The organism is Flavobacterium sp. CFS9 (assembly GCF_041154745.1).
GTDB lineage: Bacteria > Bacteroidota > Bacteroidia > Flavobacteriales > Flavobacteriaceae > Flavobacterium.
On sequence record NZ_AP031573.1, the window covers coordinates 3,375,357 to 3,402,010 of the forward strand.

The window sequence follows — 26,654 nt, forward strand, 5'->3', positions numbered from 1 at the left end:
GCTATTGGTTTAAAATAGCCACGAATTCACGAATTTTTATTCTCAAAGAATATAAAGAATAATTAGTGAATTCGTGGCTAAAAAACTTTGCGAACCTTGCGTAATTCTTAGCGCCCTTTGCGGTTAAATGATCTCTGACCTATTTTAAAATCGTTGCCAGTTCTACAATTTCAAAATCAGGATTGTGTAGAACAAAATCTCTAATTAGGGCAGTATGTCCGGCACCTAACAGAACCATTATTTTGTCGTCTTTGCTTTCGGTTAGCTTTTGAATTAAAGCATACATATAAAGGTTTCTTCTGTACCACTCCGAAACTAAATAAGCCCCCACAAAATCATCTGTTTTACCCCCTTTAGTTGCCGTTTGAACGTACCAGCCAATATTGTCTTCATTTGATTTTTTGGTATTGATGTCTAGAAGTAATTCGGTAAGTGAATATTTGGCAATTTTTTCATTTTGACTCTTTTCATAATATTTCATAGTTTCTTCATTCTTTTTGATCAAATCAAACTGACCGGCAGCTGCCATTCCTTTTACGAGGCTATCATATGGAAAGTCGGCGTTGTTGTAATCAATGCCATATAACTTTTTATGACCTAATTTTTTAGCTGATCTTAAAGCGACTTGTACAATTTCATCCGCTCTTTTTTGAAGCAGACTGTCCGTATTTCTATTGTAGAATTTGTCCAGTTTGTCCTGTTTTTGATAATTCCATTCTACGAAAATCTTGTTAGGACCAAACTTTTTAATTTTATTGGCAATGTTCTCCAGTTCCTTTTGGCTTTTGTCTGACATGACATTAAAACTGTTGATTTTGGCAACGTCAAGTCCCGGGTTTTCAAAATGGAAAGTTCCAAGTAAGAGTATTTGTTTTTTCTTTGACTGTCCGGAAACGGTATTAAATGCGATAACAGCAAGTAATAGTAAGATGATTTTTTTCATGATGATTGGTTTTTAAATTCAGGACAAATGTAGCATAGCTTTTCAGGTGAAATTTTAGTTTTTGATGAACGTCAAATTTCAATTGGTAAACTCGTGGAATTTACGGTTTAAAAATTTGGTGTATCGTTTTTGATGGTTCGTCACCCAAAAGAGAGGTTTTGTATAAATATAGTATTCATATGAAGTCATAGTTGTATTTTTGAAAGGACAACAACATTATTATGAAGCTGAAAATACCATTGTCTTATCATATCTTTCTTTTTCTGGGATTGTATATCACCTTTAATCTTTGGGAAATTGGGATAAACAATCGGGATCTGGATCTTGTATTCAACAGGATTTCCTTTATGTTTAACATTAGTTTTATAGTGGTAATCTTTATTGTCTACTTTTTGAATTTTCACACTTTTTGTAAATGGTTTTTAAACAAAAAGAAAATTCTTTTGTTTGTGATTAGCATTCCTGTCTCCTTGTTGATTTTTGCTGCGATACGTTATTTTGTTCAGGAAGTGATACTATATGAGCTCACAGGAATTCATAATTATGCAAAAGAAACCAGAGAGATCAGCTATTATATTAAGGACAATTTTTTCTTTGGCCTGCCTGCTGTTGTTTTAAGCAGTCTGGCTTATCTGTTTTTTCATTTTCAGGAAACGCAAAAACAAAATCAGGAATTAGTATTAGAAAATAAAAAGGCAGAACTCCAAATGTTGAAATCGCAGGTGAGTCCGCATTTTTTGTTTAACACCTTAAATTTCTTTTACAGTCAGCTGGTTTTGAGAGAGGATGAAATGGCTTCGGATATTTTGGTACTTTCGGATTTGCTGCGTTATGTGATTACAGAAACGGAGAAAGATGAGGTATTGCTTTCTAAAGAAATTCAGTTTGTAGAAAACTACATTCATTTGCAGAAAAAAAGATTTGAAGATCAGCTTTACCTGGACTTTGTAATTGAAGGAAATTATTCAACAGAAAAGATTCTTCCGTCGGTGCTGGTACATTTTATGGAGAACGTTTTCAAACATGGAAAATTGAATAAAGAAGAGGAGAAAGCGGTTATTGTTATCGTAATAAAAGAAAATTTTTTAGAGCTGTCAACCTTTAACTATAATGGTGCAGGTGAAAATTATTCTTCAACCGGAATCGGTTTTGATAATCTTTGCAAACGTTTGGAGCATGCTTATAAAGGTGAGTTTACACTCGAAAAAATAGCAGAAAAGAATACCTTTAAAACCTATTTAAAAATACCATTAAAAAAGTAATATGAAATTGAAGTGTATCATTGTTGATGATGAACCGCCCGCAACGCGTATTCTGGAAAATTATATCGGGAAAGTATCTTTTTTGGAAAAAACAGCTGTTTTCAATGATGCGTTGAAAGTATTGGAATTTCTAAATACACATAGAGTTGATGTTATTTTTCTGGATATTCAGATGCCGCAGCTAACGGGTTTACAGCTTTCGAGAATCATTTCTAAAGACATAAAAGTAATTTTTACAACGGCTTATCCCGATTTTGCTTTAGAAGGATTTGAATTGAATGCTGTAGATTATTTACTAAAACCAATCGCTTTTGAACGATTTTATCAGGCAGTTTCCAAACTCAATACAGATTCAAAAACAGAATTGGTATCGAGTAGTTCAACAGATTTTATTTTTGTTAAAACAGACGGAAAAAACAAATTTAAAAAGCTGCTTTTAGAGGAGATTTTGTTTGTGGAAAGTCTTCAGAATTATGTTTGCATTCATACGTCGAATCAGCAGATTATTACACATTCGTCCCTGAAAAATGTTATTGAATCGCTGCCGGAAAAAGGTTTTGTTCAAATTCATAAATCGTATGTGGTAGCTTTAAAACATATTGAGTCAACAGATAATTTCTCCGTTTTTGTAAATGGTAAAGAGCTTCCGATTGGGGCTACTTTTAAAGATTCCTTTTTTGAAAAGATTGAGGGGAATAAGATTTAACCGCAAGGGGCACCAGTTTTTTTATTCTGGGACTTATATATAAACCGCAAAGTTCGCAAAGCTATAGATTAAGCTTTGCGAACTTTATATTTATTAAGCACAATCCAGGGGAAAATCTTTGCGCTCTTTGCGGTTAACTTTTTTTGAAAAGATTGAGGAGAATAATATTTAACTGCAAAGAGCGCAAAGATTTTTTATTCTGCGACTTATATATGAACCACAAAGGGCGCTAGTTTTTTATAAAGGTTTTAAATAAAACCGCAAAGTTCGCAAAGCTATAGATTAAGCTTTGCGAACTTTGTGTTTATTAAGCACAATCTAAGGGAAAATCTTTGCGCTCTTTGCGGTTATTATGCGTAATCCAGGAGAAAAATTTAGCACCCTTTGCGGTTAAAATAAATTACTTTTTATTCTTACCGTTTTTATAAACTACTTTTTCTACCACTACCGGTTTTCCATTACCTTTTGGAAATTCTTTCTTCTTAGGTCTTTTGGCAGCGGAACTTGTTCTTGATGGACTTTGATCGCCTCTTGCTCTTTCAGAATCTTTAGGAGCAGCTTTAAATTCAGGTCTGTCCTTCGTACTGTCTTTTTTGGGAATCTGAGCTTTGTGTCTGGCTAAAACATCATTTGGGTTTTTAGGGTTTTCTTTCGTTCCTCTTAAATGAATTACCAGTCCGTTTAAGAAATTACGCAAAACCTGATCGCCGCATTCCATATAATTTGGGTGATCTTCCGCTCTAAAAAAAGCGCCCAATTCTGATTTTGAAATTCTGAAATCTACTAATTCTAAAATTTCTACTATTTGGTCGTCACGGAGCATCAAAGCCACGCGAAGTTTTTTTAGGATATCGTTGTTTGTCATTTTTTGTTTTTTAGTTTCAAGTTTGTTTTTAGTTTCAAGTTCCCACAATCCTCATAGGAATCACAAACTGTACACTTAATTTTTTACAAAGGTACGTTTTAAAAGTAATTATTATGATACAGGCTGTTTTAATTTTTTTTTTACAACGTATTGTAAGAATTAAAATTGGAACGCAATATAACTAGTGAAAATTAGTGTATTCGTAACTCGTTCTTTCGCTTTTATTTAAAATTACAATTGTTTAAGATATTTATTAATTGGTCTAAATCGGATTTTAAGTGTTGGGCTGTAATTACAATTCGATTTAGAGAAGCTATGTTTTTTATCTATTTGGAACTGGCGATAATAATTTTATTTGCTTTTAATGTTTCGATTGGATTTTCATCTTCTAAATAAAGTAAAATATATTTATAAGAAATATCTTTAAATTTTGATGTAAAAACGAATTTTAGTAAAATAAAGTCTGTAAATTACAGGTCTAACAAACCAAATTATTAACCATTATTAACTAAAATTTATGAAACAAAAGAATTTCACCTTTTCCTTCGTTCTGTTCTTGCTTGCTTCAGGCATACTGTTTGCACAAAAAATAACGGTAAAGGGAAGCGTAACAGATGAGAGGGGTGTTTCAATGCCAGGTGTAAATATCCAGGAAAAAGGAACATCCAATACTACTACTTCAGGTTTAGACGGGGATTTTGCCATTAGCGTAAATAAAGGATCAGTCTTGTTATTTTCGTTCGTTGGGTACAAAATGAATGAAGCTACTGTAACCCGAAGTATTTTGAATGTAAAAATGAATCCGGATTCTAAAGAGTTGGATGCAGTGACGGTAACCGCTTTTGGCATAAAAAATAAAACAAAATCTTTGGGTTATGCCAGCCAGACTTTGAAGGCCTCAGATATAGAAAGACCGGGCCAATTAAATGCTCTTGAAAGTTTGCAGGGAGGAGTAGCAGGAGTAACCATAAGTAAAACTTCCGGAGGAGTTGGTGCTGGTGTAGACATTGTTATTCGCGGTGTCTCTTCTTTAGATCCGTCTAATAATAATCAGCCTTTGATTATTATTGATGGTAATCCTGTAAATAACGCTACAGCTATAGGAAATGTAGCTCCTTCCAAAGGTTCTAATTCTGTGAGTAGCGGAGAACAGTTTTCATTTTCCAACAGAGCAATAGATATCAATCCGGAAGATATAGAAAGTTACACTGTTCTTAAAGGAGCCGGTGCTACAGCATTGTATGGTATTTTGGCTGGTAATGGTGTGATTATTATCACTACCAAAAGAGGGAAAGAAGGAAAACCGAAAATTAATATCAATTCCAGCATTACTTTTAGTGAGGTAAATCATTATCCGGAGCTACAATCCAAATACAGAGAAGGTCTAAACGGAGCTTCTTATGTAAAAAGTACCGTATCGGATAGCGCTAGTGGTTTTGAATGGGTAAATCCTGCAAGCCCGGGAGGGTTCTGGAGTTTTGGACCGGAATATTCCAGTTCAGATGGTGCAGGAATTAAATACAGAAATTATTATAAGGATTTCTTTAAAACTGGTGTGACTCAAAACTTAGGCGTGAGTGTAAGCGGAGGAACAGAGAAAATCAATTATTTTGTGTCTGCTTCTACCAGTAAAGATGAAGGCATTGTACCAAATACTTCTTACCAAAGAAAAACTTTCAAAGCAAATGGAGGGTATCAGATTTCTGAAAAATTTAAAATTGGGTCCTCTTTTGCTTATACAAAATCCGGAGGTATAAGATCTAATAATGGAGACAAATCGGTGATGAGTTCTCTGGCATATTGGTCACCCTCTATTGATGTAAATGATTATCTTACCGCTGCAGGTAAAGAAAAAGATTATACAAATGGTATTATCGATCAGCCAAGATATTTTACCTCTGTAAGTAATTTAAAAGATGATGTAAATCGTATTATTGCTTCGGCCGATTTTAATTATCAGGCAACTTCATGGTTAAACTTTGTTTATAGAGCTAGTGTAGATAATTATTCTGAAACGAGAAACCGATATGTTCCTGCTAATCTCGATGTGGGAACAGCAGTAAATGGTTTTATTCTGGATGAAAATATTGGTTTTACGGGACTCAATTCTAGTTTTGTGGTCACTGCCAATAAAAAATTTGGAAATTTTAATACTACCCTTACCTTAGGAAATCAAATTTTGGACACCAAAAATACGTATTCAAATGTGAGAGGGGAAGGAATTTTTATTACAGATTTTAATAATATTTCTAATGCGACCAATTTGTTTGCTTATAATACGGGTGAAGAGCGTGTAAGAAACGTGGGTAACTTTTTTGAAGCAAAAGCAGATTATAAAGAAATTATTTATCTGGGGGTTACGGGGCGATACGATCAGGTGTCTACTTTGCCGGTAAAGAATAATAAATTTGATTATTATTCTGCTAATTTGTCTTTTCTTTTTGGAGACCTGATTGACCAGAACAAATCTATTTTGTCTTATGGAAAATTAAGGACGTCCTGGGCACAAAGCGGAAAAACGCCCCCGTTTGCGATCTTTAGAAAAAATATAAAAGATGTAAATTTTCCATTCAACGGAGTTGGAGGAGTATCTGCCACATCTGTGGATGCCAATCCAAATTTGAAAGCCGAAATTATATCGACTTGGGAAATAGGTACGGATTTACGTTTTTTTAGAGACAGGATCCGACTGGAATACACTTATTTTAACAGGGTTAGTGAGGATCAGATTATTCAAAGAATTGTGCCACAATCCTCTTCAATTACGGCATTCTGGGACAACGGCGGATCTTTAAAAACAACCGGAAACGAATTGACTTTAGGTGTAGATTGGTTTAAAAATCCAAAGTTCAGCTGGACCTCTACGCTAAATTTTACACAATACAAAACTAAAGTTACAGCATTGCCTTTTGAAAATATTATTTTCGGATATGACTCTCAGGCTACCAATATAACTTCACAAGTACGTTTGGGCGATGCAGCGGGAACACTTTACGGCCAGTCCTGGCAACGAGTAGACGGTAAAGTAGTGATTGGTGCAAACGGATTGCCTGTTTTTAATAAAACAAGTACGGGAGCCATAGCAATAGGTAAGATTGGTGAGGCTTTTCCGGACTGGGTAGCTACGCTAAACAATACCTTTAAAATTAAAAATTTTGATATCGGTTTTTTGCTGGAATATAAAAAAGGCGGAGATGCGTATGATACAGCCAGAAGAAACGGAATTAGAAATGGTGTTTTGGGAGTTACTGCTGACAGAAGCGAAACTGCTGTTTTAGACGGTGTAAAATCGGATGGAGCGGGAGGATATGTACCGAACGACATCCCTATAAATAAGTCGTTACGAAACAATTATTATAACAATACGATTTACAATACAGCGGCAGATGCTCTTATACAGGATGCCTCCTGGTTTAAGCTTAGAAATGTGTCGGTTACTTATAATATGACCAAAGAAGCATTAAAAATCATTGGTGTTTCTAATTTGTCTTTTACGGTATCGGGTAGTAATTTCCTGATTTGGACACCCTTTGATGGTTTTGATCCGGAAGGTTCCAGCTACAGTGCCGGTACCAATGTTTACGGATTTACGGGTTTGACGACTCCGCTTACGCAAACCTATTCATTTAGTATTAATCTAGGATTTTAATTTATAAAAGATGAAAAATATACTCAAAATATTCTTGATCATAATCATTGCCCTGACAACTTATAGCTGTAGCGATGATTATTTTGATGTAAATACACCGGGAAATGTAATACCTGATGCCAATAAGAATCTAAAAGATTTATTAGGTCCTGCAATTTATTACACATTTGATGCTCAGTATACTGCTGCAACCAGAGTTTCTTTACTAACGCAATATACTTCCTCTGCACTTAATTCGTCAGTAGGGGTAGACAATCATTACGAAGAATCTTTAGATAGTTATTGGTCTTCTGCGTATGTAAAAGCTTTAGGAAACCTGAAAGAAGTAGCCGATAAAGCCGATGAAACAAAATCATCACATTACAAGGGCATTGTTCAAATTTTACAAGCAGTAAATTTTGGATTGTTGACGGATCTGTACGGAGATATACCTTTTTCGCAGGCGTCGTTGGCATCACAGAATTTTAAGCCGGAATATGACAGTCAGGAAGAGGTCTACAAAGGTATAACCAACCTGTTAGATCAGGCAATAGCCAATTTATCGGCTCCTAACACATCCTCTTTTGCTCCGGGAAAAGAAGACCTTGTTTATGGCGGAGATGTAAAAAAATGGATAAAAGCAGCTTATACCTTTAAAGCGAGATATGCGCTGCACTTATCAAAAATTAATGCGACAACTGCTGCCAGTACGGTAGTTTCTTATTTAGCAAATGGAATTACATCTAATGCTGATGACTTTCAATTGATTTACAATAAAGTACAGACCAATCCGTGGTATAATAATCAATTAGGACTTAATACCGGAAATGCATCTTATTTGATAACCAAGCAATTTATTGGTTTTATGAACGGAAACACGTTTGCTTTTAAAACAGTAACGATGGATCCCAGAATGCCATTACTGATTGATCTTAGGAGTTATCCTGTAACAGATGGGGTTGTGAATCCTAAAGATCCAAATCCTAATGTTCCGGGGAATTATATTGGTGGAGAACCTGGCCAGGGATCAAAAGGAACACCGGCACCTAATGCTAAAATAGGGCTGTATTCTTATTATTCAAAAATAGATTCGCCAGTTGTTATTTTATCCTTTTCTGAAGTTAAACTAATGCAGGCTGAAGCACAATTTATTTTAAATGGAGGTAATGCGACAAGTACCGGAACAAATGCAATAGGGTATAGCGCCTATATGGATGCTATTGGTGCAAATATGGATAAATTGGGAGTTTCCGCTCCGGATAAAAATGCTTATTTGGGAGATGTTTCTATAAACAAAGGTGCCGCCAGTTTGCAGTTGAAAGATATTATGAGGCAAAAAAATATAGTACTTTATTTGAACTGCGAAACATTTAATGATTACAGAAGATATGATTTTTCTACAAACGTTTTTCCGGGATTAGCCCTGCCAAAAGCTGTTGATCCTGCTAATGGAGGAAAATGGATAAGAAGATTTATTTATTCAACCAACGAAAGAAACGCGAATAAAGCAAATTATGAATTAAACTTTAAATCAATGGTCACACCGGTTTGGTGGGATAAATAAAAACTAAAGCGGCTCTGATTTTTGATCAGAGCTGTTTTTTTATACACTTTTGCTTTGATTCAAAATTTCAATTACCTGGTCTAAATCATCTTTAGTGTGATTGGCCGTAATTACAATTCGATTAATATCTCTCGAATTTTTTTGATACCTGAAATTGGCGATAATAATTTTATTTGCATTCAGAATATCCGTTATACGTTCCATTTCAATGTAAATTAAGGGGTACGTTTTGTCAAATTTTATATGCTCGTTTTTGATAAGTTTTGTGTCCAGATAATGGAGATTCTCCATTAATTTTTGATGCTGAACACGATAAATATCCGATGCATCAGCCAGTGTCTGAGTAAAAGCGGGATTCATTCCGGCTGCTGATATAAAAGTATCCGTATTTTTGATCTGGTCGATGAAAGAAGCATCACTGGCAATAACACCGCCATTTAAGCCAAACGCTTTCCCTAGCGACGAAACCATAATTTTACGCTTAATGGGAAGGTTGATACCGGAATAAATTCCACAGCCATTTTTTCCTAAAATTCCAAACGAATGGGATTCATCGATAACTAAAGTGACTTCTTTATGACTTGGAATTTCCTTTAAAACAGATAAATCAATAGCTTTGGTCTGATAGGAAGGAACTCCGTCCGTGAGAATAGTGATTTTCTCTGCTTTAGAATCTGTCAGACGTGGATGTATTTGATGGTTCAAAAATATTGGTAAACTGTTTGGTGTTTTAATTGCGGTATGCAAATCTGAAAAATGAAAGAAACAATCGGTGGTTTTAGTCAATTGTTCTGTAACTAATTTTCCGGCCAGCATTCCTGAAGACACTGTAACGGCACTTTCGGCCTGTATATGACGGGCGAGAAAAGCCTCACCATTTTCATAAGCCGTTAGTTTTATATTGGCATTGCGGGAACTTCCGTAAGTAGTTCCCCATTTACGTATATTTTGAATGACCAATTCCTGAAAAGCCTTATTGGTGGGCAATCCCAAATAAGCAGTTCCGCCAAAATACAAGTATTGCTCCTGATTGATTTCAATAGTTCTGTCCGGAAATTGGTCTACGTTCATAAAAATTAGATTAAGGTTACTCCCGTGCCGTTAAGATCAGAATAATGAATTACACCCTTTTTTATGGTTACTCCGGTGGCAATATCCTGGGCTAGAAGTAAGGCTCCGTCCATATCCACATAATCCAGCTGAGGGAGCAAATGAGCAATAGCCGAGATTCCCACAGTCGATTCGGTCATACAGCCTACCATCGTTTTAAGACCTAATTTTTTGGCTTCTTCGATCATGCGTTTTCCGGGAGTCAGACCTCCGCATTTTACGAGTTTTACATTTACGCCATGAAAATGATTGAAACATTTTGCGACATCTTCTTCGATAATACAGCTTTCATCGGCTATTACAGGTAAGACCGAATGCTTAAAAACTTCCTTATGGGCTTCCCAGTCACCGGCTTTCATGGGCTGCTCGAGAAATTCTACACCTAGTTTTTTGAGTTCAATCGCATTGTTTATGGTCTCTTCAACCTCCCAGCCGCAATTGGCATCGATTCTGAAAATAGCATCGGTATGTTTTCGAAGTTCTTTGACAATAGCAATGTCTTCTTTGGTGCCGAGTTTAATTTTGTAAATAGGCCAGGGCAGCTCCTGCATTTTTGAAACCATTTTTTCGATAGAGGCAATGCCAATGGTGTAATCCGTAAGCGGATTTTTTTCGGTGGAGAAATTCCATAATTCATATAGTTTCTTGCCTTTTTTGCGTGCGTACAAGTCATTATAAGCCATATCTAAAGCACATAAAGCAAACATATCATCTTTTAAGTACGGATAGATTTTGGACCAGAAAACTTCTGGGGTTTCAGTGGTTGTACTTTCGATAATGGATCTGATTTTTTCTAAATCCTGAATCATCATCGGAACAGTCGTGTTGTAATAGGGATTTGAAGTTGCTTCTCCAAAACCTGAAAGGCTATCACTTTTAAGCTCCACAATCAGTGAAGGCTGAAAATCAATCGATTCTCTGGAAATGGTAAAAGTATGTTTGAGCTTTAAATTGTATTCTCTTAAAATTAATTCCATAAGTCTGTTTTTTATTTAATAGCCCAGCCAGATTATAGCTTTTGCAAAGCCATCGCGCCAAAGCTTTTCATTATGTTCGCCACCTTTTACAATTTTAGATTGGGTGAGATGAAGGCAATAGCAACGCTTGGTATCCAGAAGGCGTTCCATTTTTGTCATATCTTTTACCATATCGTCACTCTCTTTGTCTCCGTATAAAAAGTAAATTTTAGTTTTGACTTTAGGAGTTTGTTCAGTCAACGTATAAATGTTGTTTGAAAACCAGAAGGATGGTGAGAATACACCTGCTTTCCCAAAGATTTCGGGATATTTTAACACGGCATAATACGAAACCAATCCGCCCAATGAACTTCCTATAATAAGGGTGTTTTTTGCCTTGGTTTTGGTTCTGTAATTTTGGTCGATATAAGGTTTTAGCGTTTTTACAATAAAATCAAGGTAATTATCGGCATCACCACCGCCGTATTTTTCATTCTTGTACGGAGTTAATTCGTTCAAACGTTTGTCGTTTCCATGTTCAATCCCTACTACGATTACCTGTGCTTTCAGACTATCCAGTTTTTCATCTACATTCCATTCGCCCGCATACGAGGTTTTGGCATCAAACAAATTTTGGGCATCGTGCATATAAATCACACTGTATCTTTTTTTACTCGAAGCAGAATATCCTTCAGGAAGATAAATCCATATTTTTTTGGTTGTTTTTAGCTGAGGAGCTTCGATTGTAAAGGGGAATACATTTTTTGAAGCAGTACTTTTTTGCGCGCTTGCGACAGCGGTTACCCATAAGAAAATAAAAAAGAAAAATTCCCGAACCATTTGCCCTATTGCGTTTTAGAGTTAAAAACAATAATTTAGCTAAAAATAATAAATTGATGAATACCGAAGCCGAAAAGATAAGTTTACTTTTAGAAATGATTGCTTTCTCTACCGTTGACGGGCAGTTGCATAAGAGAGAGTATGAATTTTTGTGGCTGGTAGCGCAGGAATTAAATATTCGTCAGGATATTTTTCGCGATTTGTTTCATCAGGAAAGTGCCGGCTCAGTTATAAAATCGGAGTTTCAGCGCATTCAGCAATTTTACCGACTGGCATTGATTATGTATTGCGATGGCATCTTGCATGAAAAAGAAGCCAAAGCTATACAGCAAATCGCGATCGAAATGGGTTTGAATCCCATTGCAACGCGACGTGTTCTCGATTTAATGAAAAAAGCACCAAATGCTATAATTGATCCTAAGCTTTTATTAAAAGTATTTCAGGAACAGCACAATTAATTTTTTAAGCTTCTGAATAAATAATTATTTTTTCTTTATAGACATTTTTAGACCGATACCGGTTTGAAAATCAGGAGCATTGTCCAGATTTAAATCTTCTCTGAAATACACAAAGTAAGAAAAACGTTTGGTGGAGTAGGTGCAGATGAAATTCCATCCCTCTAAGTCTTCGTATAAATGTGAAATCGTTTTTTGCCAATGCGTATTGATTCTTTGTCCGGTCAGAACGGTATGATCTTTTTCCGTTTTCTTATTGTAAGAGCTCTGAAAATTGTAATTGATCGCATACGAAATACGATTGCTGTTCTTCAGTTTTACCTTATAATCAATAAGACCTTCAAAACTATAGAAGAAATCCCGACTGCTGATATTTACACGATCCCCATATTCTAAAAAATGCTGACGCAAAACTCCTGCGCTGGCACCAAAAGTCAGAATGTTTTTGTTTTTAATGATCTTCTTTTTTAGGATAGAAGAAGAAATTCCAAAATCGGCTACAGGATTGTATTTAGAGGTATTGATTCCGAGTTGTGTTCCAAAATTCAAATAGATATGATGTTTTTCATTCATTTCTAGTTTTGGATAATAGTTGTAGTTGATGTCAATTCCGGGAATGGTAAAATTACCGTTATGCATTGTGAGAACTCTATTATTTTCATCTTTATAAGATATTCCGGCTTTATTTAAACCATAGTAACGTCTTGAGAAAGGATCTTCTCCGCCGGCAATATTGCTGTGAAACCATTCGATTGTTTCATCGGAAGTAAAAATAGAATAAGGATATTTTCCGCCATCCAGAGAATTTATTCGTAAACCGAAATTAAGTTCGTGATTTACGGTAATAGGCAGTGTGAAATTAAACCGATACGATCGAATCACACCATCGGCGGTGAATTCTTTAGTATTGTGTGGAACTTTATTGAAGTCAAAAGCATACTCCCGAACATGCCAGGGCATATTTTCTGCCGCCTTTTGATCGTTGGGATCTGTTAATTCATATGATTTCACATAAGGAAGGACAACATTACCGCTTGAAAATTCAAACGAAAAAGAGTATTTATCAGGAGAGCGAACATTGAAATTATGATTCAATCTCGAAATATAAATTCCAAATGGGTGATTGGAAAGAATATTCGGTTTGATGATATCCGAAGAATTTTCTATTTCTTTATTCCAAAAATCGTTATTTTCAGATTGTGCTATGACAGAAGCGCTGAAAATAAAAAAGAAAGAAAGGAAAATGTGGTATTTCATTTCAGTGTTTTAAAATTTTGTTAAAACTAATGAATTTGAAATTCCTTCTAAAATATTTCTCCCATAATATTAACAATAAATCTCTTTTTTATTTTTGAAATGAATTGTTTTAAAATCGTGTGTTTAAGGCAATTGTTCCTGCAGTTTTTTAATGTCATCACGCAGTTTTGCTGCCTGTAAAAAGTCCAGTTCTTTTGCTGCTTTTTCCATTGATTTTCTTTTTTCACGAATCATTTTTTCCAGTTCCGATTTCGATAAATAAGCTGTTTCCGGTTCTGCCGCAGCTGCCGGAATGGTATGTCCTAATTCGTATTCTACCAGAGGGTTTTTAGTAAAGGCGCTGTCAATTTTCTTGTTTAGAGCCTGGGGAACAATATTATTTTGAGTATTAAAATTAATTTGTTTGGTTCTGCGGTAACTGGTTTCATCGATTGTTTTTTGCATACTGGCCGTGATCTTATCCGCATACATAATCGCTTTCCCGTTAAGATTCCTTGCCGCACGACCTATAGTTTGGGTCAATGATCTGTGATTTCTTAAAAAGCCTTCTTTGTCGGCATCTAAAATAGCAACAAGGGAAACTTCAGGTAAATCCAGACCTTCACGAAGTAAGTTTACCCCGATCAAAACATCAAAAATTCCTTTACGTAAGTCCTGCATAATTTCGATACGCTCGAGAGTATCCACGTCGGAGTGAATATAACGACAACGAATGTTGACTTTAGTTAAATACTTGGCTAATTCTTCGGCCATTCTTTTGGTCAGAGTGGTCACCAGAACCCTTTCGTCTAATTCGCAGCGAACCTGAATTTCTTCGATCAGATCATCAATCTGATTCAAACTTGGGCGTATCTCAATAATTGGGTCTAATAATCCTGTCGGACGAATAATCTGCTCCACATAAACCCCGTCTGTTTTCTGAAGTTCATAATCGGCAGGTGTTGCTGACACGTAAATAACCTGATTTTGCATGGCTTCGAACTCCTCAAATTTCAACGGTCGGTTGTCCATTGCGGCAGGCAGACGGAAACCATATTCAACCAGATTTTCTTTTCGGCTGCGGTCGCCTCCGTACATGGCATGAACCTGTGATACGGTCACGTGACTCTCGTCTACCACCATCAAATAATCCTTTGGGAAATAGTCTAGTAAACAGAAAGGACGGGTTCCGGCATCTCTGCCGTCAAGATATCTCGAATAATTTTCAATTCCGGAACAATATCCTAATTCGCGAATCATTTCTAAATCAAAATTCGTACGTTCTTCCAGACGTTTTGCTTCCAGATGTTTACCGATTTCTTTAAAATAATCGACTTGTTTGACTAAATCCTGTTGGATTTCCCAAATAGCATTTTGTAAAACATCAGGCGAAGTTACAAACATATTGGCCGGATAAATGGTCAGTCTGGTGAATTTTTCAATGACTTGTGAGGTCTTGGCATCAAAGGATTCTATTTCTTCTATTTCATCACCAAAAAAGTGGATTCTATAGGCATCGTCAGCATAACTTGGGTATACTTCCACCGTATCTCCTTTGATTCTGAAGTTTCCGGGAGTAAAATCTGCTTCCGTTCGGGAATATAAACTCTGAACCAGGCTGTGCAGTAATTTCGTTCGGGAAATGACCTGATCTCTTGCTATTTCGATGACATTTTTCTGAAATTCAACTGGGTTTCCAATACCATACAAACAGGAAACCGAAGCGACAACCAATACATCACGACGTCCCGAAAGCAGGGAAGAAGTAGTGCTCAGACGCATTTTTTCCAGTTCCTCATTGATGGATAGATCCTTTTCGATAAATACTCCTGTAACCGGCATAAAAGCTTCCGGTTGGTAATAGTCGTAGTAAGAAACGAAATATTCCACAGCATTATTCGGAAAGAATTGTTTAAACTCAGAATACAATTGTGCTGCCAGTGTTTTGTTGTGCGCCAAAACCAAAGTAGGTCTCTGTACTTCCTGAATAACATTGGCTACCGTAAAAGTTTTTCCCGAACCGGTAACTCCTAATAAAGTTTGGTATTTTTCACCGTCTATAATGCCTTGTGAAAGTTTTTCAATTGCTTGCGGCTGATCACCTTTTGGACTGTATTCAGAGGATACCTGGAAATTCATTTTTGGACGATGAAAGATTAGTGTCGTAAAGATACGAGTTTGATTTCTTTTTTTCTGAAAGTATAATTCAAAAAAAAACCGTCAACAAATTTCATGTTGACGGTTTTTTATAGTTGGGAATGATTTAAAAGCTAAGGCTTAATCTTGCAAAAACAAAACGTCCGTTTTGACCAAATTGTGATACATTTCTGGAATACACAAATTGATTTTGGTTGGATAAATCAATAGCAGTTGGAGTAGCGGCATAGGTTATATTTCCATTTGCATCAACACCATTGGCTCTTCTTGCTGTTTGCGGTCCAAGGTTTTTGTCCGGATAAATATCAAAAATATTGTTAGCACCGATTATGATTTTAGCAATAGGGCTAATTTTAAAACCTACAGACATATCGGTAATCACTCTTCCTCCCCAAACAGGATGTTCGTTTTCTACCGCTTTTCCATTTACAATTGTGGCGCCTACAAAACCATCACCGTTTACGTCAGCAACGTTTGGATCTGTTACTTCTCCAAAGTAAACGTTTCTTAAAAAGAAATCGAATTTTTTGTAGGTAAGGCCGTTTGTCAGATTTACTTTTACCCGGGGTACTGCTTCTTCTAAATAAATTCTTGAGGATTCTGAAAAATAAGTATTTACCTGACCTGCCGCTTCCAGTATAGGAGAGGCATGGATGTTTCCTATTTTACGTGTTTTTGAAAAGGTACCGGACAAGTCATTTTTTAAAGTCAGATTTTCATTTAGGTTCATTTTGTTGGTAAGTACCACATCAATTCCTTTAGATTCGGTATCAATGGCATTGGCGAAGAAAGTTGCCGCATTTGCGCCAGCCTGATCATATAAAGGCTGAGTCAGCGGAGTTGGTGTAAACTGATCGGTAAGTACTACTCTGTCGTTTATTTTGATGTAATAAGCGTCTGCAGTTATGGTAAGGTTGGCTGATGGAATTTTAGCTGTAAATCCGGCACTTACACTGGTTGATTCTTCTTGTTTTAATTTCGGAATTCCAAGTAATTTTGCGATTTCAGAATCATTGCTAAAAGTTCCTACTTCAAAAGGGACTCCTCCGGTAAATTGTGTTGCAGTGGATTCATAATAAATTTGGTGTAAGGATGGAGCTCTGAATCCTGTTGAGAAAGCACCTCGTAAATTGATGTTGTCTGTGAGTTTATAGCGGGTGGCAATTTTAAAATTAGTAGTGCTTCCAAAATCAGAATAATTTTCAAAGCGAACAGCTCCGTTTAATAACCATTTTTCGGTTACATCTAACTCTAAATCGGCATAGAGAGCCATACTGTTTCTTTTTTCGGTTTTTGCATTTTCAGCTCTGTAACCCGGAAAAACCTGTGCTCCACCTGGTCTCGCGGCACCATAAAAATCAGTCACTCTTATGTTGGCAGGTGTTGTACCGGTAACTACATTTCCGTTGATATCGTATTGACTGTAAGAATCAGGAACCCCGGCATTGATGCCGTACTGTTCGTAGCGATATTCGGCACCAAAAGCGATGTTCAGGGTATTGATTTTTTTGCTCATATCAAAATTAGTTGTGTTTTGAGCAAAACGCAAACCTCCGGCATCAAATTCAGTAGGGGAGCCTTCTCTTAAAGTTGCATTTACAGTGTTTTCGATATTATAATCAAAGGAATTTCGGCCGTATGTATTGCTCAAATCAAAATGCCAGTCTTTAAAAATAGTACCTCTAAGTCCTGTTGCAGCAGAAAGGTCATTAATGGTAGAATGAATTTCGGGTAAAAAACCATTTAAGTATAAACCGGTATAAGATCTTGATTGATTAGGTCTTCTGAAAAAGCCGGCAGATTCACCATTTCTATAACTGGTTCCACCAAAAACATAAACTTCTAATTTATCATTTATGGGATAGGCGGCATTCAAAAAGAACTGAACACTTTTAAATTCAGATTGCCCTATTCTCATATTAAAGTTTCTTCTTTCAAGTTTTCGGTAAGCCAGTTCTCCGTCTGTGGCATCAAAATTGAGGGCCGTTTGTAATTGCGAAATAGTTGTGGCATTACTGATATTCGTTTGTTGTGCCCCGGTAAAATAACTTACTTTGGGAGCATAGTTTTTTATTAAGCTTATAATTTGAGCAGAATTAGAAGTATTGGTAATGTTTCCGTACAGAGAATTTATATTTATTCCGTCTTCTGAAGCTCTTTGTTCAATCGCATTATAGGCGTTATAGATAGTGCCTGTGGCATCATTAGCTCTGCTTGTGGCATCTCTTAATTGCAAGCTCCCCGTTAAATTAATAAAACTCTTTTCTTTGCCTAAATTAGTTCCGTAATTAACGTCCATCTGGTAATTGTTACCATCGTTTCCTCCCCTGTGATCGTTAGCATTTCGTGAAAAATTACTTCCTGAGAAGAGATTAATATCTATTTTTTTAGTGTCTTTTTTTATGTTAAGATTAATTACCCCTGCTATAGCGTCTGAGCCATATTGAGCAGAAGCACCATCTCTCAGTACTTCTATTTTTTCAAGAGCGAAAGCGGGAATTGCATTCAAATCGGTTCCTACTGATCCTCTTCCCGGAGTTCCGTTTATGTTAACTAAAGAGGAGGTATGTCTTCTTTTACCATTTACTAAAACCAATACCTGATCAGGGCCTAAACCTCTTAATTGCGCCGGATCTAGGTGATCCGTTCCGTCAGCTACCGTTTGGGTATTTGAAGTAAAGGAAGGAGCTACCATGTTCAAAATCTGATTCAGGTTGGTTTGTGCGCCTTGTGTTGCAATATCCTTCATTGCAATAACATCTATAGGAACTGCTGATTCTGTAACAGTTCGGGTAGGGTTACGCGAACCAATAATCACTACATTCTCCAGGCTTTCACCACTGCCTCCCGATAGCGTAACATTTACAGTTGATCCGTTAACCGTTACGGTTTTGGTTTGTAACCCTACATATGAAAATTGCAGAACGTCGCCAACTTTAGCTTCAATAGTATAGTTTCCGTCAATATCAGTAACAGCTCCTTTTTTGGTACCGATGACCAAAACAGTAACTCCCGGTAAAGAGGCTCCTGTTTCATCGACAACTTTTCCTTTGACAAGATCGGTTTGTTTGTTTTGATTGGTCTGAATAATGTTTTTTCGGTTTTTCGTATTTTCAGCAGCAGTAAGATTGTTGCCGTTTGCTAAAAGAATAGTGAATGCAAAAGGTGTGAGTAACACTTTTTGGAGTCGTAAATACATTTGGTTTTTGAATAGATTCTTCTTCATAATTCTGGTTTTATATTAGTTTGGTTTAAATTAATATGAAAGCAAAAAAATAAATAACAAACGGGTCTGCTATAAATTATTTTGAAATTGAATTTGTTTTGGAATTTTTATTCAATAAATTTCTGAACCAAATGGTTATTGTCACTTTTTTAATTTATGACTGGTCCAGTAGATTGAAGGGTATGGTTCGCTCTATTTTGACTATATTTTTTAAAATAGTTTTGCTGTAATTGTAAATATATATAATTTTAAGTTAAAACTATTGATTGGGTTGATTTATAAGTTGTTTTTTAAACTTTTGATATTTATTTTTGATTTATGTTGCGAAAAACACTTTTCTTTAAGGGTTCGAGATTGTTTTCTTAGGATTTAAAAACTCAATTATTTCTTCATTTACAGCTTTAGATTGATCTATGCTTAAAAAATGACCCGCATCATGAATCGTTTTTGTTGTACCGTTTACTAAAAGTTTTTGAGCACGCTCAAGACTTTCTTCTGAATTGATAACATCATGATCTCCAATTAAAATCAGAACCGGATTGGTGATGAATTTCAGTTCGTCATCTGAGAAAGGACGCATTTTCAGCATGCTGGAATTTGACTTTGCATATTTGTTGGCCAAATAAAATTGTCTTTTATAGACCGGACTGATTTTTTCAGGATGAGTAGAAAATATTTTTAATGTTTTTTCGAATTTCTTTTCATTTGGGAAAAGCTTCAATAGTAAGGCTGGAGTCATTTTTCGCATTTTATCAATGGATTTTAAGGTTTGTGCGGGACTCAACAGCACTATTTTATCGATTGAATTTTCTTTTTGAGTGGCTAACAATGTTGCCATCCAGCCACCACGGGAGGCTCCTATAAGATCAATCTTTTTTAATTTGTAATGATCGAAAATTTCATTGTACAAAAGGACTATTTCTTCTGAAGTGAGCGGTTTAGAAGTCAAAATAGACTTTCCTGGTTCCATTATAAAATCAATAGCATAAATACGGTGTGTTTTGGACAATGCTTTTATGTTGGGGTACCACATGACAGAACTCGCATCCATGCCATGGAGCAGCACTAAATCTTTTCCGTTTTTTAAACCGCTAATAATTACATGGACTGTTCCGTACGTTGTTTGTATATTTTCCTCGGTATATGGAATGTCCCAAAGCTTCAGTGCTTGGTCGTATGAATTTATATAAACTTGCTTTTCGCTTTTTGTTTTAAAAACATAATCGTCAAATTTTGCCTTTTTAGAAGCCGCACAACCTGCCAGTAAAAGCAACAACGATACTTTAAAGAAAATTTTTGCCATGGGGATAAAATTCAAATTACTTTAAAGGTACGAAAAGGATCACTCTAAAAAGTAACAGAATTTTATTTTAAACTAGTAGAATTTCAATCTCAGACTTTTTCAGAATTCCAGGCCTTTTGCTGCTCTTCATTTAAAAAAGTCCAGGCTACGATTCGGCTTGTTTTTTGGCCCTGAGCCATATCAATGGTTTGAATATCAGCTGTATTTACTTTGTTTAATGTTTTGTAAATGTTGTAAAGATTATCTCTTTTGGATACTAAAGTGGTGAACCAAAGACATTGTGAAGCATATTTAACGCTTTCATAAATCATTTGAGTGATAAAACGAATCTCACCTCCATCGCACCATAATTCAGCATTTTGACCTCCAAAGTTTAAAACAGGGTTTGCTTTCTTTTTGTCCTTTGGGTTTAAATTGGAAACTTTACGAACCGTACTTTTATTGGCTTCTTCTGCCGAAGCATGAAAAGGCGGATTACACATCGTGAACGTAAAACGATCTTCGGGAGTAATGATGTTTTTAAAAATAAAACGCGATTCTGTCTGTTGCTGAAGGCTAATGGCTTCAATCAGTTTTGGATTTGCTTCAATAATTGTACTGCAGTTTTCGATTGCTTTTCGATCGATATCTGTTCCAACAAAATCCCAGCCGTAAATGGCATTTCCTAAAATAGGATAAATGCAGTTAGCACCCGTACCTACATCTAAACCTAACACGGAAGATCCCTGAGGAATAGTTCCGTTATTGGTTTCGGCTAACAGATCGGCCAAATAATGGATGTAATCCGTTCTTCCCGGAATAGGCGGGCAAAGGTAGTTTTTAGGGATATCCCAGTTTTGTATGCCGTAATAAGTTTCCAGTAAAGCTTTGTTGAGCAGTTTTACCGAAAGAGGATTACTGAAATCAATAGTTTCAATTCCGTGACTATTTACTGCCACCTGCGCTTTTAATTCAGGACAATTTGCAATAAGAAGTTCGAAATCATAACGTGAACGGTGCTGATTTCGGGGATGTAAATTGTTTTTTTCGGAAGGATCTGTTGTTTTCATTTTGTGAATTTGGGAGCAAAGATAGTTATTCCTTTTTTGGGATTGCATTCTAATGAAAAACGAGCTGTTTTTGTTTTAGAGTGTTTTTCGATTTTGTATAAGAAGACGGTATTTAATCCATACATTCCATGAGCAATAAATCACCTTCCGTATGAGTAATAGTCACTAATCCGTCCTGAAGAACCGAATTGCTGCTTCCGGTTCTGTAGCCAATCGTTAAGGTATCGTTTTCAAGGGGATATTGTAAGTTGGTCGAATAAATTCCGTTAACCACTCCAATCGGAATCAGAGAGATTGGAGTTTTCGCCGTGTACCACTTCTCAAATTTATGAGGCAGTAAGAATACTTTCGAATGATCGTCCAGTATCACAATTTTAAGCAAATTGCGGTAGCGGGCAATATTGGTGATATTGGTTATGGTGTGATCTGCACGTTTTCCGGTGGCCCAGACCACATTTACAGCAGGTATTTTGCGATCGATTAAATAATCAAAAGCTTTCTCCAGATCGGTTTTGTCCTGATCGGGTGTATGAACAATTTCGATAGGGTATTGTGTTGTCTTGTATATTTCAGGATCAAAACCACGGTCGAAATCACCCAATAGCACATCGACTTTGATGCCCAGTTCAATTACTCTTTCAATGGCTGAATCGAGTACGATAACCAGAGGGGACCATTCCAATAATTGTCCTAATAATTCGGGATTGCATGCTGCTCCGTTGGCGATAATTAAAGCGGGTTCCTGGTCGTCGCGTACGATATGGTGTGAAGACATTTAATTTTTTGATTTGAAATGTGCTGCAAATGTACAAAAGTTATGAGCTGCAAAAGATCTGGCAAATCACTAAATTAGCTGCAGTGGAGATTTTAAAGGAATAAGGGACAAAAAAATGCTCTCAATTAAGAGAGCATTTTGCTAATTTTTTAAAAATTTGTTTGTTGTTGTTCCTTTGTTTGAACTTATTTTAACAAAGTAAATCCCTTTATTCAATTCCGAAACATTGATGTTTGAGAAGTTTTTTATGTTTTTGGTATCTAATACAGATTGTCCAAGTGTGTTATAAATTTGTATTGATTTTATAGATAGATTTTCATCTGATGAAATGTTCAGTACATCTTTAACCGGATTAGGAAATAAAACAAGATTGGAATTGTCATTATTGTTTAAGAAATAATCTGGAGTATCTAATGTAGTTTCGGTACCAAGTAAGCGGATTGTTCCATTAGACCAGTTGTTTTTGTATTTTACAAAACTGCCTGTCACTAAAAGTTTTCCGTCTTTTTGAATTTTAATGGCACTGATGTTACCATCAAATCCTTCACCTGAATCAAATGTGGTGTCAATTTCTCCATTTTTTTCTAATCGTTTAAAATCATTTATCTGATAATCAGTGGTGCTGTTGCGATTAGTGAAAAGTATAATTTGATCATTGGATTGTATTTCCATGCCTCTTACAAGATGCGCTACATAAGTAGAATTGTATTCTGTAAATGATACATCTGTAGAACCATCCGTATTTAAGCGTTTTAGAACACAACTCTTTTCTGTTATAGAATTAAAATTTAGCTGACCCGCGATGATGATTTTTCCATCAGATTGTATACCTGTAGTGTAGATAAATCCGGTTAGGTTTTCATCAGGGCGGAAAGTATTATCAAAGGTTCCATCACTATTAAATCTCGCAATTCGATTGATTTTTGTTTCGTTAAAAGCAGTGAAATTACCAGCTACAATTATTTTTCCGTCTTTTTGCACTGCTGATGTGTAGCAGAGATTGTTAAATCCTCTGACTGAGGCGAAGCTAAGATCTTTGGAACCATCACTATTTAGTCTCGTAAGACTATCCTGGCCATCTGAAGTAACTAAGATTTTTCCATCGGACAGTAATATTAAATTGTATATGCGCCCAAGATAAATAGGGGCCGAAAAAGAAGCATCTATGGTAAAATCGTCGTTGTATCTAACCAAACTACTTACGCCTGTAGATTCAATTTTATTTAAAATAACTTTACCATCTGGCTGAACAATTCCTTTTCTAAAGATGTTTTTTTCACTTTTAGGTGATGTAAATAAGTTTTGGTATAAATTTTTATTTTGAGAAAGCTTGCCATTTTTGTTTAGCAATTTTATACCATCATGATATTTTGTATTAAAGGTACTTTTACTATTTCCTAAAACAAGAATGTCACCATTCGGTTTTTCTAAAATATCATTTCCTGCATAAAAAGTACCTGGTTGTTCTTGTGCGTTAATTTCAGAAGTAGTTAAATCTAATTTAATAAATCGGTTAAAAGAGGTACTTCCTCCTGTAAAGTTTACAATATTCTCCGTGCAAACTAATAATTTATTATCCGGGCACAGCAGAATTTTATTTGAATTTGTGTTTGCGTCTAATTTTGCTACAACTGTATTATCAATAGAGCCATCATTATTAATGAGCGTCAAATCGCTTTTTAGTATTTTATCATTCGAAAGAAAAATAAAATCTTTTACTGTTGCCATTGGGAATCCGGGCACAACGTATTTAAAGGATGTATCTTTCGATCCGTCGGTGTTGAACCTCATAAAACCGGTGGTTCCAACATATTTGAATGTAGTGTAGCAACCGCCAAATAATATTTTTCCATCTTTTTGAATGCCTAGTTTACAATCGAACATACTATCATATCCAACAGTATTGTTGGAACAAATTCCTCCAAATCCTTCTATAGCGGTGAATCCTGAATCTAAAGTACCATCAGAATTTAAACGGTCAATTCTATAACTTGTTTCTTTGTTGTAGGTATTCTCATAGACTCTCACTACTTTACCATCAGTTTGTAGTTCAAATTTGAAAATATTGTAAGGGTAACCGGTGCCCGGTTGAAAAGTTTTATCTACAGTACCGTCAGCATTTAAGCGAAGCATATTGCGGCCAGTAAACTTTTGATAAATAGTAACATCGAAAACTCCCGCTATTAGTATTTTTCCATCCGGTTGTATTTTTATAGAGCGTATAGTTGTAATCGTAAAAGAATTGAATCCTTTATCAGAAAGATTAAATGTATTGTCAATAGTACCATCAGCATTTAACCTGATTATTTTAGTTACCGGCTTGCCGTCGTAAGTTGTAAAAGAGCCGCTAACCAGAATTTTTCCATCAGATTGTATTGCAAGACCTGATGGTGAAGAACTAAAACCTAAACCAGTTTTGAACGTTTCATCAAGAGACAAATCTTTATTTAACCTCAAAATGTTGTTACCTTTTACCGCATTTTTGTCATTGTACAATTTATATGAACTGGAATTTCCAACCAAAACTATTTTTCCATCAGGTTGTAAAGCAAACTCTTTGCTAAATAAAGTTAAATTGGGAAGGTGATCTTTTGTGTCAAAATCCGGGTCAATATTTGAAGAAACCTGAGCATTGCTCCATAATGATATAAAAAAAAGAAATAATAAGAAGTAGTGTTTTTTCATAAATGATTTTTTGTATCAAATATATTGTTAATATTTTATTTGTACATACAAAAAAGCATTTGTTTCTTCTTATTTTTTGTAGTCTTAAAGTTTAAGTTATAATAATCTTCTGTGGTAATTGATCTGTCCCAAATGATACGCTAAATGTGTAGAAAGATGCACTAAAAAGAAACCCGTTGTCATTTCTTTTTCGAAAACAATTTGTGGATAGATAAGTTCTAAGTCGGCTTCCGTTAAGCTGTCAAGGGTGTTATTTACTACCAAAATAGTATGCTCAATTTTACTGATGAGCTCTGATCTTGGAATATCTTTAAGAGAAAACTCTAATGGACGATTACGGACATAATCTGTTTTTCCTAATTCAGCGCCAATATAGGTATTTATGTTTCCCATAAGATGCAAACAAAGATTTCCGGCTGAATTGGAAATATCCGGTGCAATTGCCCAAATCTGAGCTTCGTTTTCATAGGACTCAATTTCAATTTTTAATTTGTTCAGGTCTCTGTTAAAAAGAATTTTTAAGGTATCGATCAACATGGTTTTAAGCTTTTTGGGTTATTGGAATCCAGATTTCTTCTTCAGAATCCGGATCTTCTTTTTTGTATTTTTCACCCATTACGGCAAAGTGTGGTCTTTCATCTACCATATAAGCTGAATTTGGGAGCCAGTCTACAAAAATTTCACGATACGTTTTGTGGCCTTCGCTTTGAGGGCCTTTATGAACAAAAACAGCATACAATCCCTCTGGAATTACCAAAGATTTCATTTCCTGTGGTACGTTACCAAATGCAGAGACTTCGACTGCGGCCCATTTTTCGAAGGTATTTCCGGGATCGAAATTGTCAAAATGTGCCTTTGGAAAAACTTCCAGAGAATACAGGTTGGTATCAATCACATTCTTAATTTCTTTACGCTTCGGCATAAATGAACTCCACAATTCATAGGTTTTGTTTTCTAAAAATGACATTGTTATGAATTTCCCAATTAGTTTTTTTTCGGATAAAATCTGAATTCTGGCTTCCATTCTTTATTGATTATTGAATTTTGTATTTTTTGTAATCGGTTTCACTAAGCGAAAAATAACCTAACGGAAAATTGGCTTTATCAGCCGTATTGATAATATTTCCTCTTACGGTTGCAGGAGGAGACTGAAAAGGTCCGCCAACATTGTTTCCGGCAATACTCACCAGAATGTTCATGTAATTGTAATATTGTTTAGAGATGCCGTAATGTGTCATTTCGACTTCATTTCCAACTTTTAAATCGTCATCATCCGAGGTGCTGAAATATTCATTTCCCTGAAAAAATTTGTCTTCGGTAACGTAGTAAGTTGAGGTAATTTTCGTCGAATATACATATTTAAAAAGATAAAAATTATCGGCATCGGCAGGATCGTTAAAGTAAGCACGCGTTTCAACTTCTTTTCCTGAAAAACCACCCTGATTGTTTTGCTCAACACGGGTGATGGGAGCGACTGATTTCATGGTTTCAGTGGCAGTATAAGTAATTCCGCCGGAAATCACGGTTAAGGTATAGGTCTCATCAATTACCGGAATGAAATTCGAGCAAACATATCGTCCGGTTTTAGGAACTTCACTAAAATTGAACTTTATGTTCTGGCTGTTCGTGATAAATACGGTTGCGCCCGAAACAGTTGGAATAACATTTTGAAAATAACCGGTAGTGGTGGTCAGTTTTATGGTTTGTTGCTTTCCTGTGGTTCCTTTTTGCCAGTTTATAGCCGCTTCGATAACTAATTTTGGCGGAGCATTATCCAGATTAACATCTACAACTTCTTCACAACCGGCGAAGAAAATGGATATAAAAAGGACAATTAAAAGAGTTGCTTTTTTCATGATCTGTCTTTTATTTTTCTTTGAAGGGAAAGTTGGTC

Annotated in this window: 20 protein-coding genes; 5 read left to right on the forward strand and 15 right to left on the reverse strand. The window is 35.7% G+C overall.

Annotated features, from left to right (window positions below; all coding sequences use genetic code 11):
- Window positions 1-139: 139 nt before the first annotated feature.
- A complete protein-coding gene (locus ACAM30_RS14280; RefSeq protein ID WP_369615276.1) occupies window positions 140-943 on the reverse strand; it encodes a DUF5694 domain-containing protein in 804 nt (267 codons plus the stop codon).
- 221 nt (window positions 944-1,164) lie between these two features.
- Here ACAM30_RS14280 and ACAM30_RS14285 point away from each other — a divergent pair, with 221 nt between their 5' ends.
- The gene (locus tag ACAM30_RS14285; protein WP_369615277.1) at window positions 1,165-2,205 is read left to right on the forward strand and encodes a sensor histidine kinase; all 1,041 of its coding nucleotides are present in this window, start codon (window positions 1,165-1,167) and stop codon (window positions 2,203-2,205) included.
- 1 nt (window position 2,206) lies between these two features.
- Window positions 2,207-2,911 carry a LytR/AlgR family response regulator transcription factor gene (locus tag ACAM30_RS14290; protein WP_369615278.1) on the forward strand — a complete coding sequence of 235 codons (705 nt, stop codon included), beginning with the start codon at window positions 2,207-2,209 and terminating at the stop codon, window positions 2,909-2,911.
- Window positions 2,912-3,311: 400 nt separating this feature from the next.
- On the opposite strand, the gene ACAM30_RS14295 is transcribed toward ACAM30_RS14290, so the two are convergent.
- Window positions 3,312-3,776, reverse strand: coding sequence for a DUF1456 family protein (locus tag ACAM30_RS14295; RefSeq protein WP_369615279.1), 465 nt, complete (start codon window positions 3,774-3,776; stop codon window positions 3,312-3,314).
- Between the two features lie 517 nt (window positions 3,777-4,293).
- Here ACAM30_RS14295 and ACAM30_RS14300 point away from each other — a divergent pair.
- Together ACAM30_RS14300 and ACAM30_RS14305 are read left to right on the forward strand one after the other, a co-directional pair.
- Window positions 4,294-7,425, forward strand: coding sequence for a SusC/RagA family TonB-linked outer membrane protein (locus ACAM30_RS14300; RefSeq protein WP_369615280.1), 3,132 nt, complete (start codon window positions 4,294-4,296; stop codon window positions 7,423-7,425).
- Window positions 7,426-7,435: 10 nt separating this feature from the next.
- Complete coding sequence (locus ACAM30_RS14305) at window positions 7,436-8,968, forward strand: SusD/RagB family nutrient-binding outer membrane lipoprotein (protein WP_369615281.1); 1,533 nt, start codon at window positions 7,436-7,438, stop codon at window positions 8,966-8,968.
- Between the two features lie 39 nt (window positions 8,969-9,007).
- Here ACAM30_RS14305 and ACAM30_RS14310 read toward each other — a convergent pair whose 3' ends face one another.
- Genes ACAM30_RS14310 through ACAM30_RS14320 form a run of 3 tightly spaced genes read right to left on the reverse strand, consistent with a single transcriptional unit; the run spans window position 9,008 to window position 11,874 of the window.
- Window positions 9,008-10,039, reverse strand: a complete 1,032-nt coding sequence (locus ACAM30_RS14310) for an aminotransferase class I/II-fold pyridoxal phosphate-dependent enzyme (RefSeq protein ID WP_369615282.1) — start codon at window positions 10,037-10,039, stop codon at window positions 9,008-9,010.
- Between the two features lie 5 nt (window positions 10,040-10,044).
- Window positions 10,045-11,055 carry a dipeptide epimerase gene (locus tag ACAM30_RS14315; RefSeq protein WP_369615283.1) on the reverse strand — a complete coding sequence of 337 codons (1,011 nt, stop codon included), beginning with the start codon at window positions 11,053-11,055 and terminating at the stop codon, window positions 10,045-10,047.
- Between the two features lie 15 nt (window positions 11,056-11,070).
- Window positions 11,071-11,874: an alpha/beta hydrolase gene (locus ACAM30_RS14320; protein WP_369615284.1), complete on the reverse strand. Its 804-nt coding sequence runs from the start codon at window positions 11,872-11,874 to the stop codon at window positions 11,071-11,073.
- Window positions 11,875-11,930: 56 nt separating this feature from the next.
- On the opposite strand from ACAM30_RS14320, the gene ACAM30_RS14325 reads away from it, so the two are divergent.
- Complete coding sequence (locus ACAM30_RS14325) at window positions 11,931-12,332, forward strand: excinuclease ABC subunit B (RefSeq protein WP_369615285.1); 402 nt, start codon at window positions 11,931-11,933, stop codon at window positions 12,330-12,332.
- Window positions 12,333-12,356: 24 nt separating this feature from the next.
- Here the strand turns inward: ACAM30_RS14325 and ACAM30_RS14330 are convergent, their stop codons facing one another.
- From ACAM30_RS14330 to ACAM30_RS14375, 10 genes are all read right to left on the reverse strand, one after another.
- Window positions 12,357-13,586: a hypothetical protein gene (locus ACAM30_RS14330; protein WP_369615286.1), complete on the reverse strand. Its 1,230-nt coding sequence runs from the start codon at window positions 13,584-13,586 to the stop codon at window positions 12,357-12,359.
- A gap of 123 nt (window positions 13,587-13,709) precedes the next feature.
- On the reverse strand, window positions 13,710-15,704 hold the full coding sequence (uvrB, locus tag ACAM30_RS14335) for an excinuclease ABC subunit UvrB (RefSeq protein ID WP_369615287.1): 1,995 nt from the start codon (window positions 15,702-15,704) through the stop codon (window positions 13,710-13,712).
- A 124-nt stretch (window positions 15,705-15,828) separates the two neighbouring features.
- On the reverse strand, window positions 15,829-18,948 hold the full coding sequence (locus tag ACAM30_RS14340; RefSeq protein WP_369615288.1) for a TonB-dependent receptor: 3,120 nt from the start codon (window positions 18,946-18,948) through the stop codon (window positions 15,829-15,831).
- A gap of 340 nt (window positions 18,949-19,288) precedes the next feature.
- Window positions 19,289-20,251 carry an alpha/beta fold hydrolase gene (locus ACAM30_RS14345; protein WP_369615289.1) on the reverse strand — a complete coding sequence of 321 codons (963 nt, stop codon included), beginning with the start codon at window positions 20,249-20,251 and terminating at the stop codon, window positions 19,289-19,291.
- An 89-nt stretch (window positions 20,252-20,340) separates the two neighbouring features.
- Window positions 20,341-21,300: a 23S rRNA (adenine(1618)-N(6))-methyltransferase RlmF gene (rlmF, locus tag ACAM30_RS14350; RefSeq protein WP_369615290.1), complete on the reverse strand. Its 960-nt coding sequence runs from the start codon at window positions 21,298-21,300 to the stop codon at window positions 20,341-20,343.
- A gap of 112 nt (window positions 21,301-21,412) precedes the next feature.
- Window positions 21,413-22,075: a thiamine diphosphokinase gene (locus ACAM30_RS14355; RefSeq protein ID WP_369615291.1), complete on the reverse strand. Its 663-nt coding sequence runs from the start codon at window positions 22,073-22,075 to the stop codon at window positions 21,413-21,415.
- A gap of 141 nt (window positions 22,076-22,216) precedes the next feature.
- Complete coding sequence (locus ACAM30_RS14360; RefSeq protein WP_369615292.1) at window positions 22,217-24,760, reverse strand: T9SS type A sorting domain-containing protein; 2,544 nt, start codon at window positions 24,758-24,760, stop codon at window positions 22,217-22,219.
- Between the two features lie 96 nt (window positions 24,761-24,856).
- On the reverse strand, window positions 24,857-25,297 hold the full coding sequence (locus ACAM30_RS14365; protein ID WP_369615293.1) for a DinB family protein: 441 nt from the start codon (window positions 25,295-25,297) through the stop codon (window positions 24,857-24,859).
- A 4-nt stretch (window positions 25,298-25,301) separates the two neighbouring features.
- Window positions 25,302-25,784, reverse strand: a complete 483-nt coding sequence (locus tag ACAM30_RS14370) for a GyrI-like domain-containing protein (RefSeq protein ID WP_369615294.1) — start codon at window positions 25,782-25,784, stop codon at window positions 25,302-25,304.
- Window positions 25,785-25,794: 10 nt separating this feature from the next.
- Window positions 25,795-26,616 (reverse strand): DUF4249 domain-containing protein, encoded by an 822-nt coding sequence (locus ACAM30_RS14375; RefSeq protein ID WP_369615295.1) that lies wholly within the window; start codon window positions 26,614-26,616, stop codon window positions 25,795-25,797.
- Window positions 26,617-26,654 lie beyond the last annotated feature (38 nt).

Coding starts and splice junctions, on each gene's coding strand:
- ACAM30_RS14330 (WP_369615286.1), bottom strand. CDS start 13,586: ATGAAATACCACATTTTCCTTTCTTTCTTTTTTATTTTCAGCGCTTCT.
- ACAM30_RS14360 (WP_369615292.1), bottom strand. CDS start 24,760: ATGAAAAAACACTACTTCTTATTATTTCTTTTTTTTATATCATTATGG.
- ACAM30_RS14295 (WP_369615279.1), bottom strand. CDS start 3,776: ATGACAAACAACGATATCCTAAAAAAACTTCGCGTGGCTTTGATGCTC.
- ACAM30_RS14300 (WP_369615280.1), top strand. CDS start 4,294: ATGAAACAAAAGAATTTCACCTTTTCCTTCGTTCTGTTCTTGCTTGCT.
- ACAM30_RS14310 (WP_369615282.1), bottom strand. CDS start 10,039: ATGAACGTAGACCAATTTCCGGACAGAACTATTGAAATCAATCAGGAG.
- ACAM30_RS14365 (WP_369615293.1), bottom strand. CDS start 25,297: ATGTTGATCGATACCTTAAAAATTCTTTTTAACAGAGACCTGAACAAA.
- ACAM30_RS14315 (WP_369615283.1), bottom strand. CDS start 11,055: ATGGAATTAATTTTAAGAGAATACAATTTAAAGCTCAAACATACTTTT.
- ACAM30_RS14285 (WP_369615277.1), top strand. CDS start 1,165: ATGAAGCTGAAAATACCATTGTCTTATCATATCTTTCTTTTTCTGGGA.
- rlmF (WP_369615290.1), bottom strand. CDS start 21,300: ATGAAAACAACAGATCCTTCCGAAAAAAACAATTTACATCCCCGAAAT.
- ACAM30_RS14305 (WP_369615281.1), top strand. CDS start 7,436: ATGAAAAATATACTCAAAATATTCTTGATCATAATCATTGCCCTGACA.
- ACAM30_RS14370 (WP_369615294.1), bottom strand. CDS start 25,784: ATGGAAGCCAGAATTCAGATTTTATCCGAAAAAAAACTAATTGGGAAA.
- ACAM30_RS14345 (WP_369615289.1), bottom strand. CDS start 20,251: ATGGCAAAAATTTTCTTTAAAGTATCGTTGTTGCTTTTACTGGCAGGT.
- ACAM30_RS14355 (WP_369615291.1), bottom strand. CDS start 22,075: ATGTCTTCACACCATATCGTACGCGACGACCAGGAACCCGCTTTAATT.
- ACAM30_RS14280 (WP_369615276.1), bottom strand. CDS start 943: ATGAAAAAAATCATCTTACTATTACTTGCTGTTATCGCATTTAATACC.
- ACAM30_RS14340 (WP_369615288.1), bottom strand. CDS start 18,948: ATGAAGAAGAATCTATTCAAAAACCAAATGTATTTACGACTCCAAAAA.
- ACAM30_RS14320 (WP_369615284.1), bottom strand. CDS start 11,874: ATGGTTCGGGAATTTTTCTTTTTTATTTTCTTATGGGTAACCGCTGTC.
- ACAM30_RS14290 (WP_369615278.1), top strand. CDS start 2,207: ATGAAATTGAAGTGTATCATTGTTGATGATGAACCGCCCGCAACGCGT.
- ACAM30_RS14375 (WP_369615295.1), bottom strand. CDS start 26,616: ATGAAAAAAGCAACTCTTTTAATTGTCCTTTTTATATCCATTTTCTTC.
- uvrB (WP_369615287.1), bottom strand. CDS start 15,704: ATGAATTTCCAGGTATCCTCTGAATACAGTCCAAAAGGTGATCAGCCG.
- ACAM30_RS14325 (WP_369615285.1), top strand. CDS start 11,931: ATGAATACCGAAGCCGAAAAGATAAGTTTACTTTTAGAAATGATTGCT.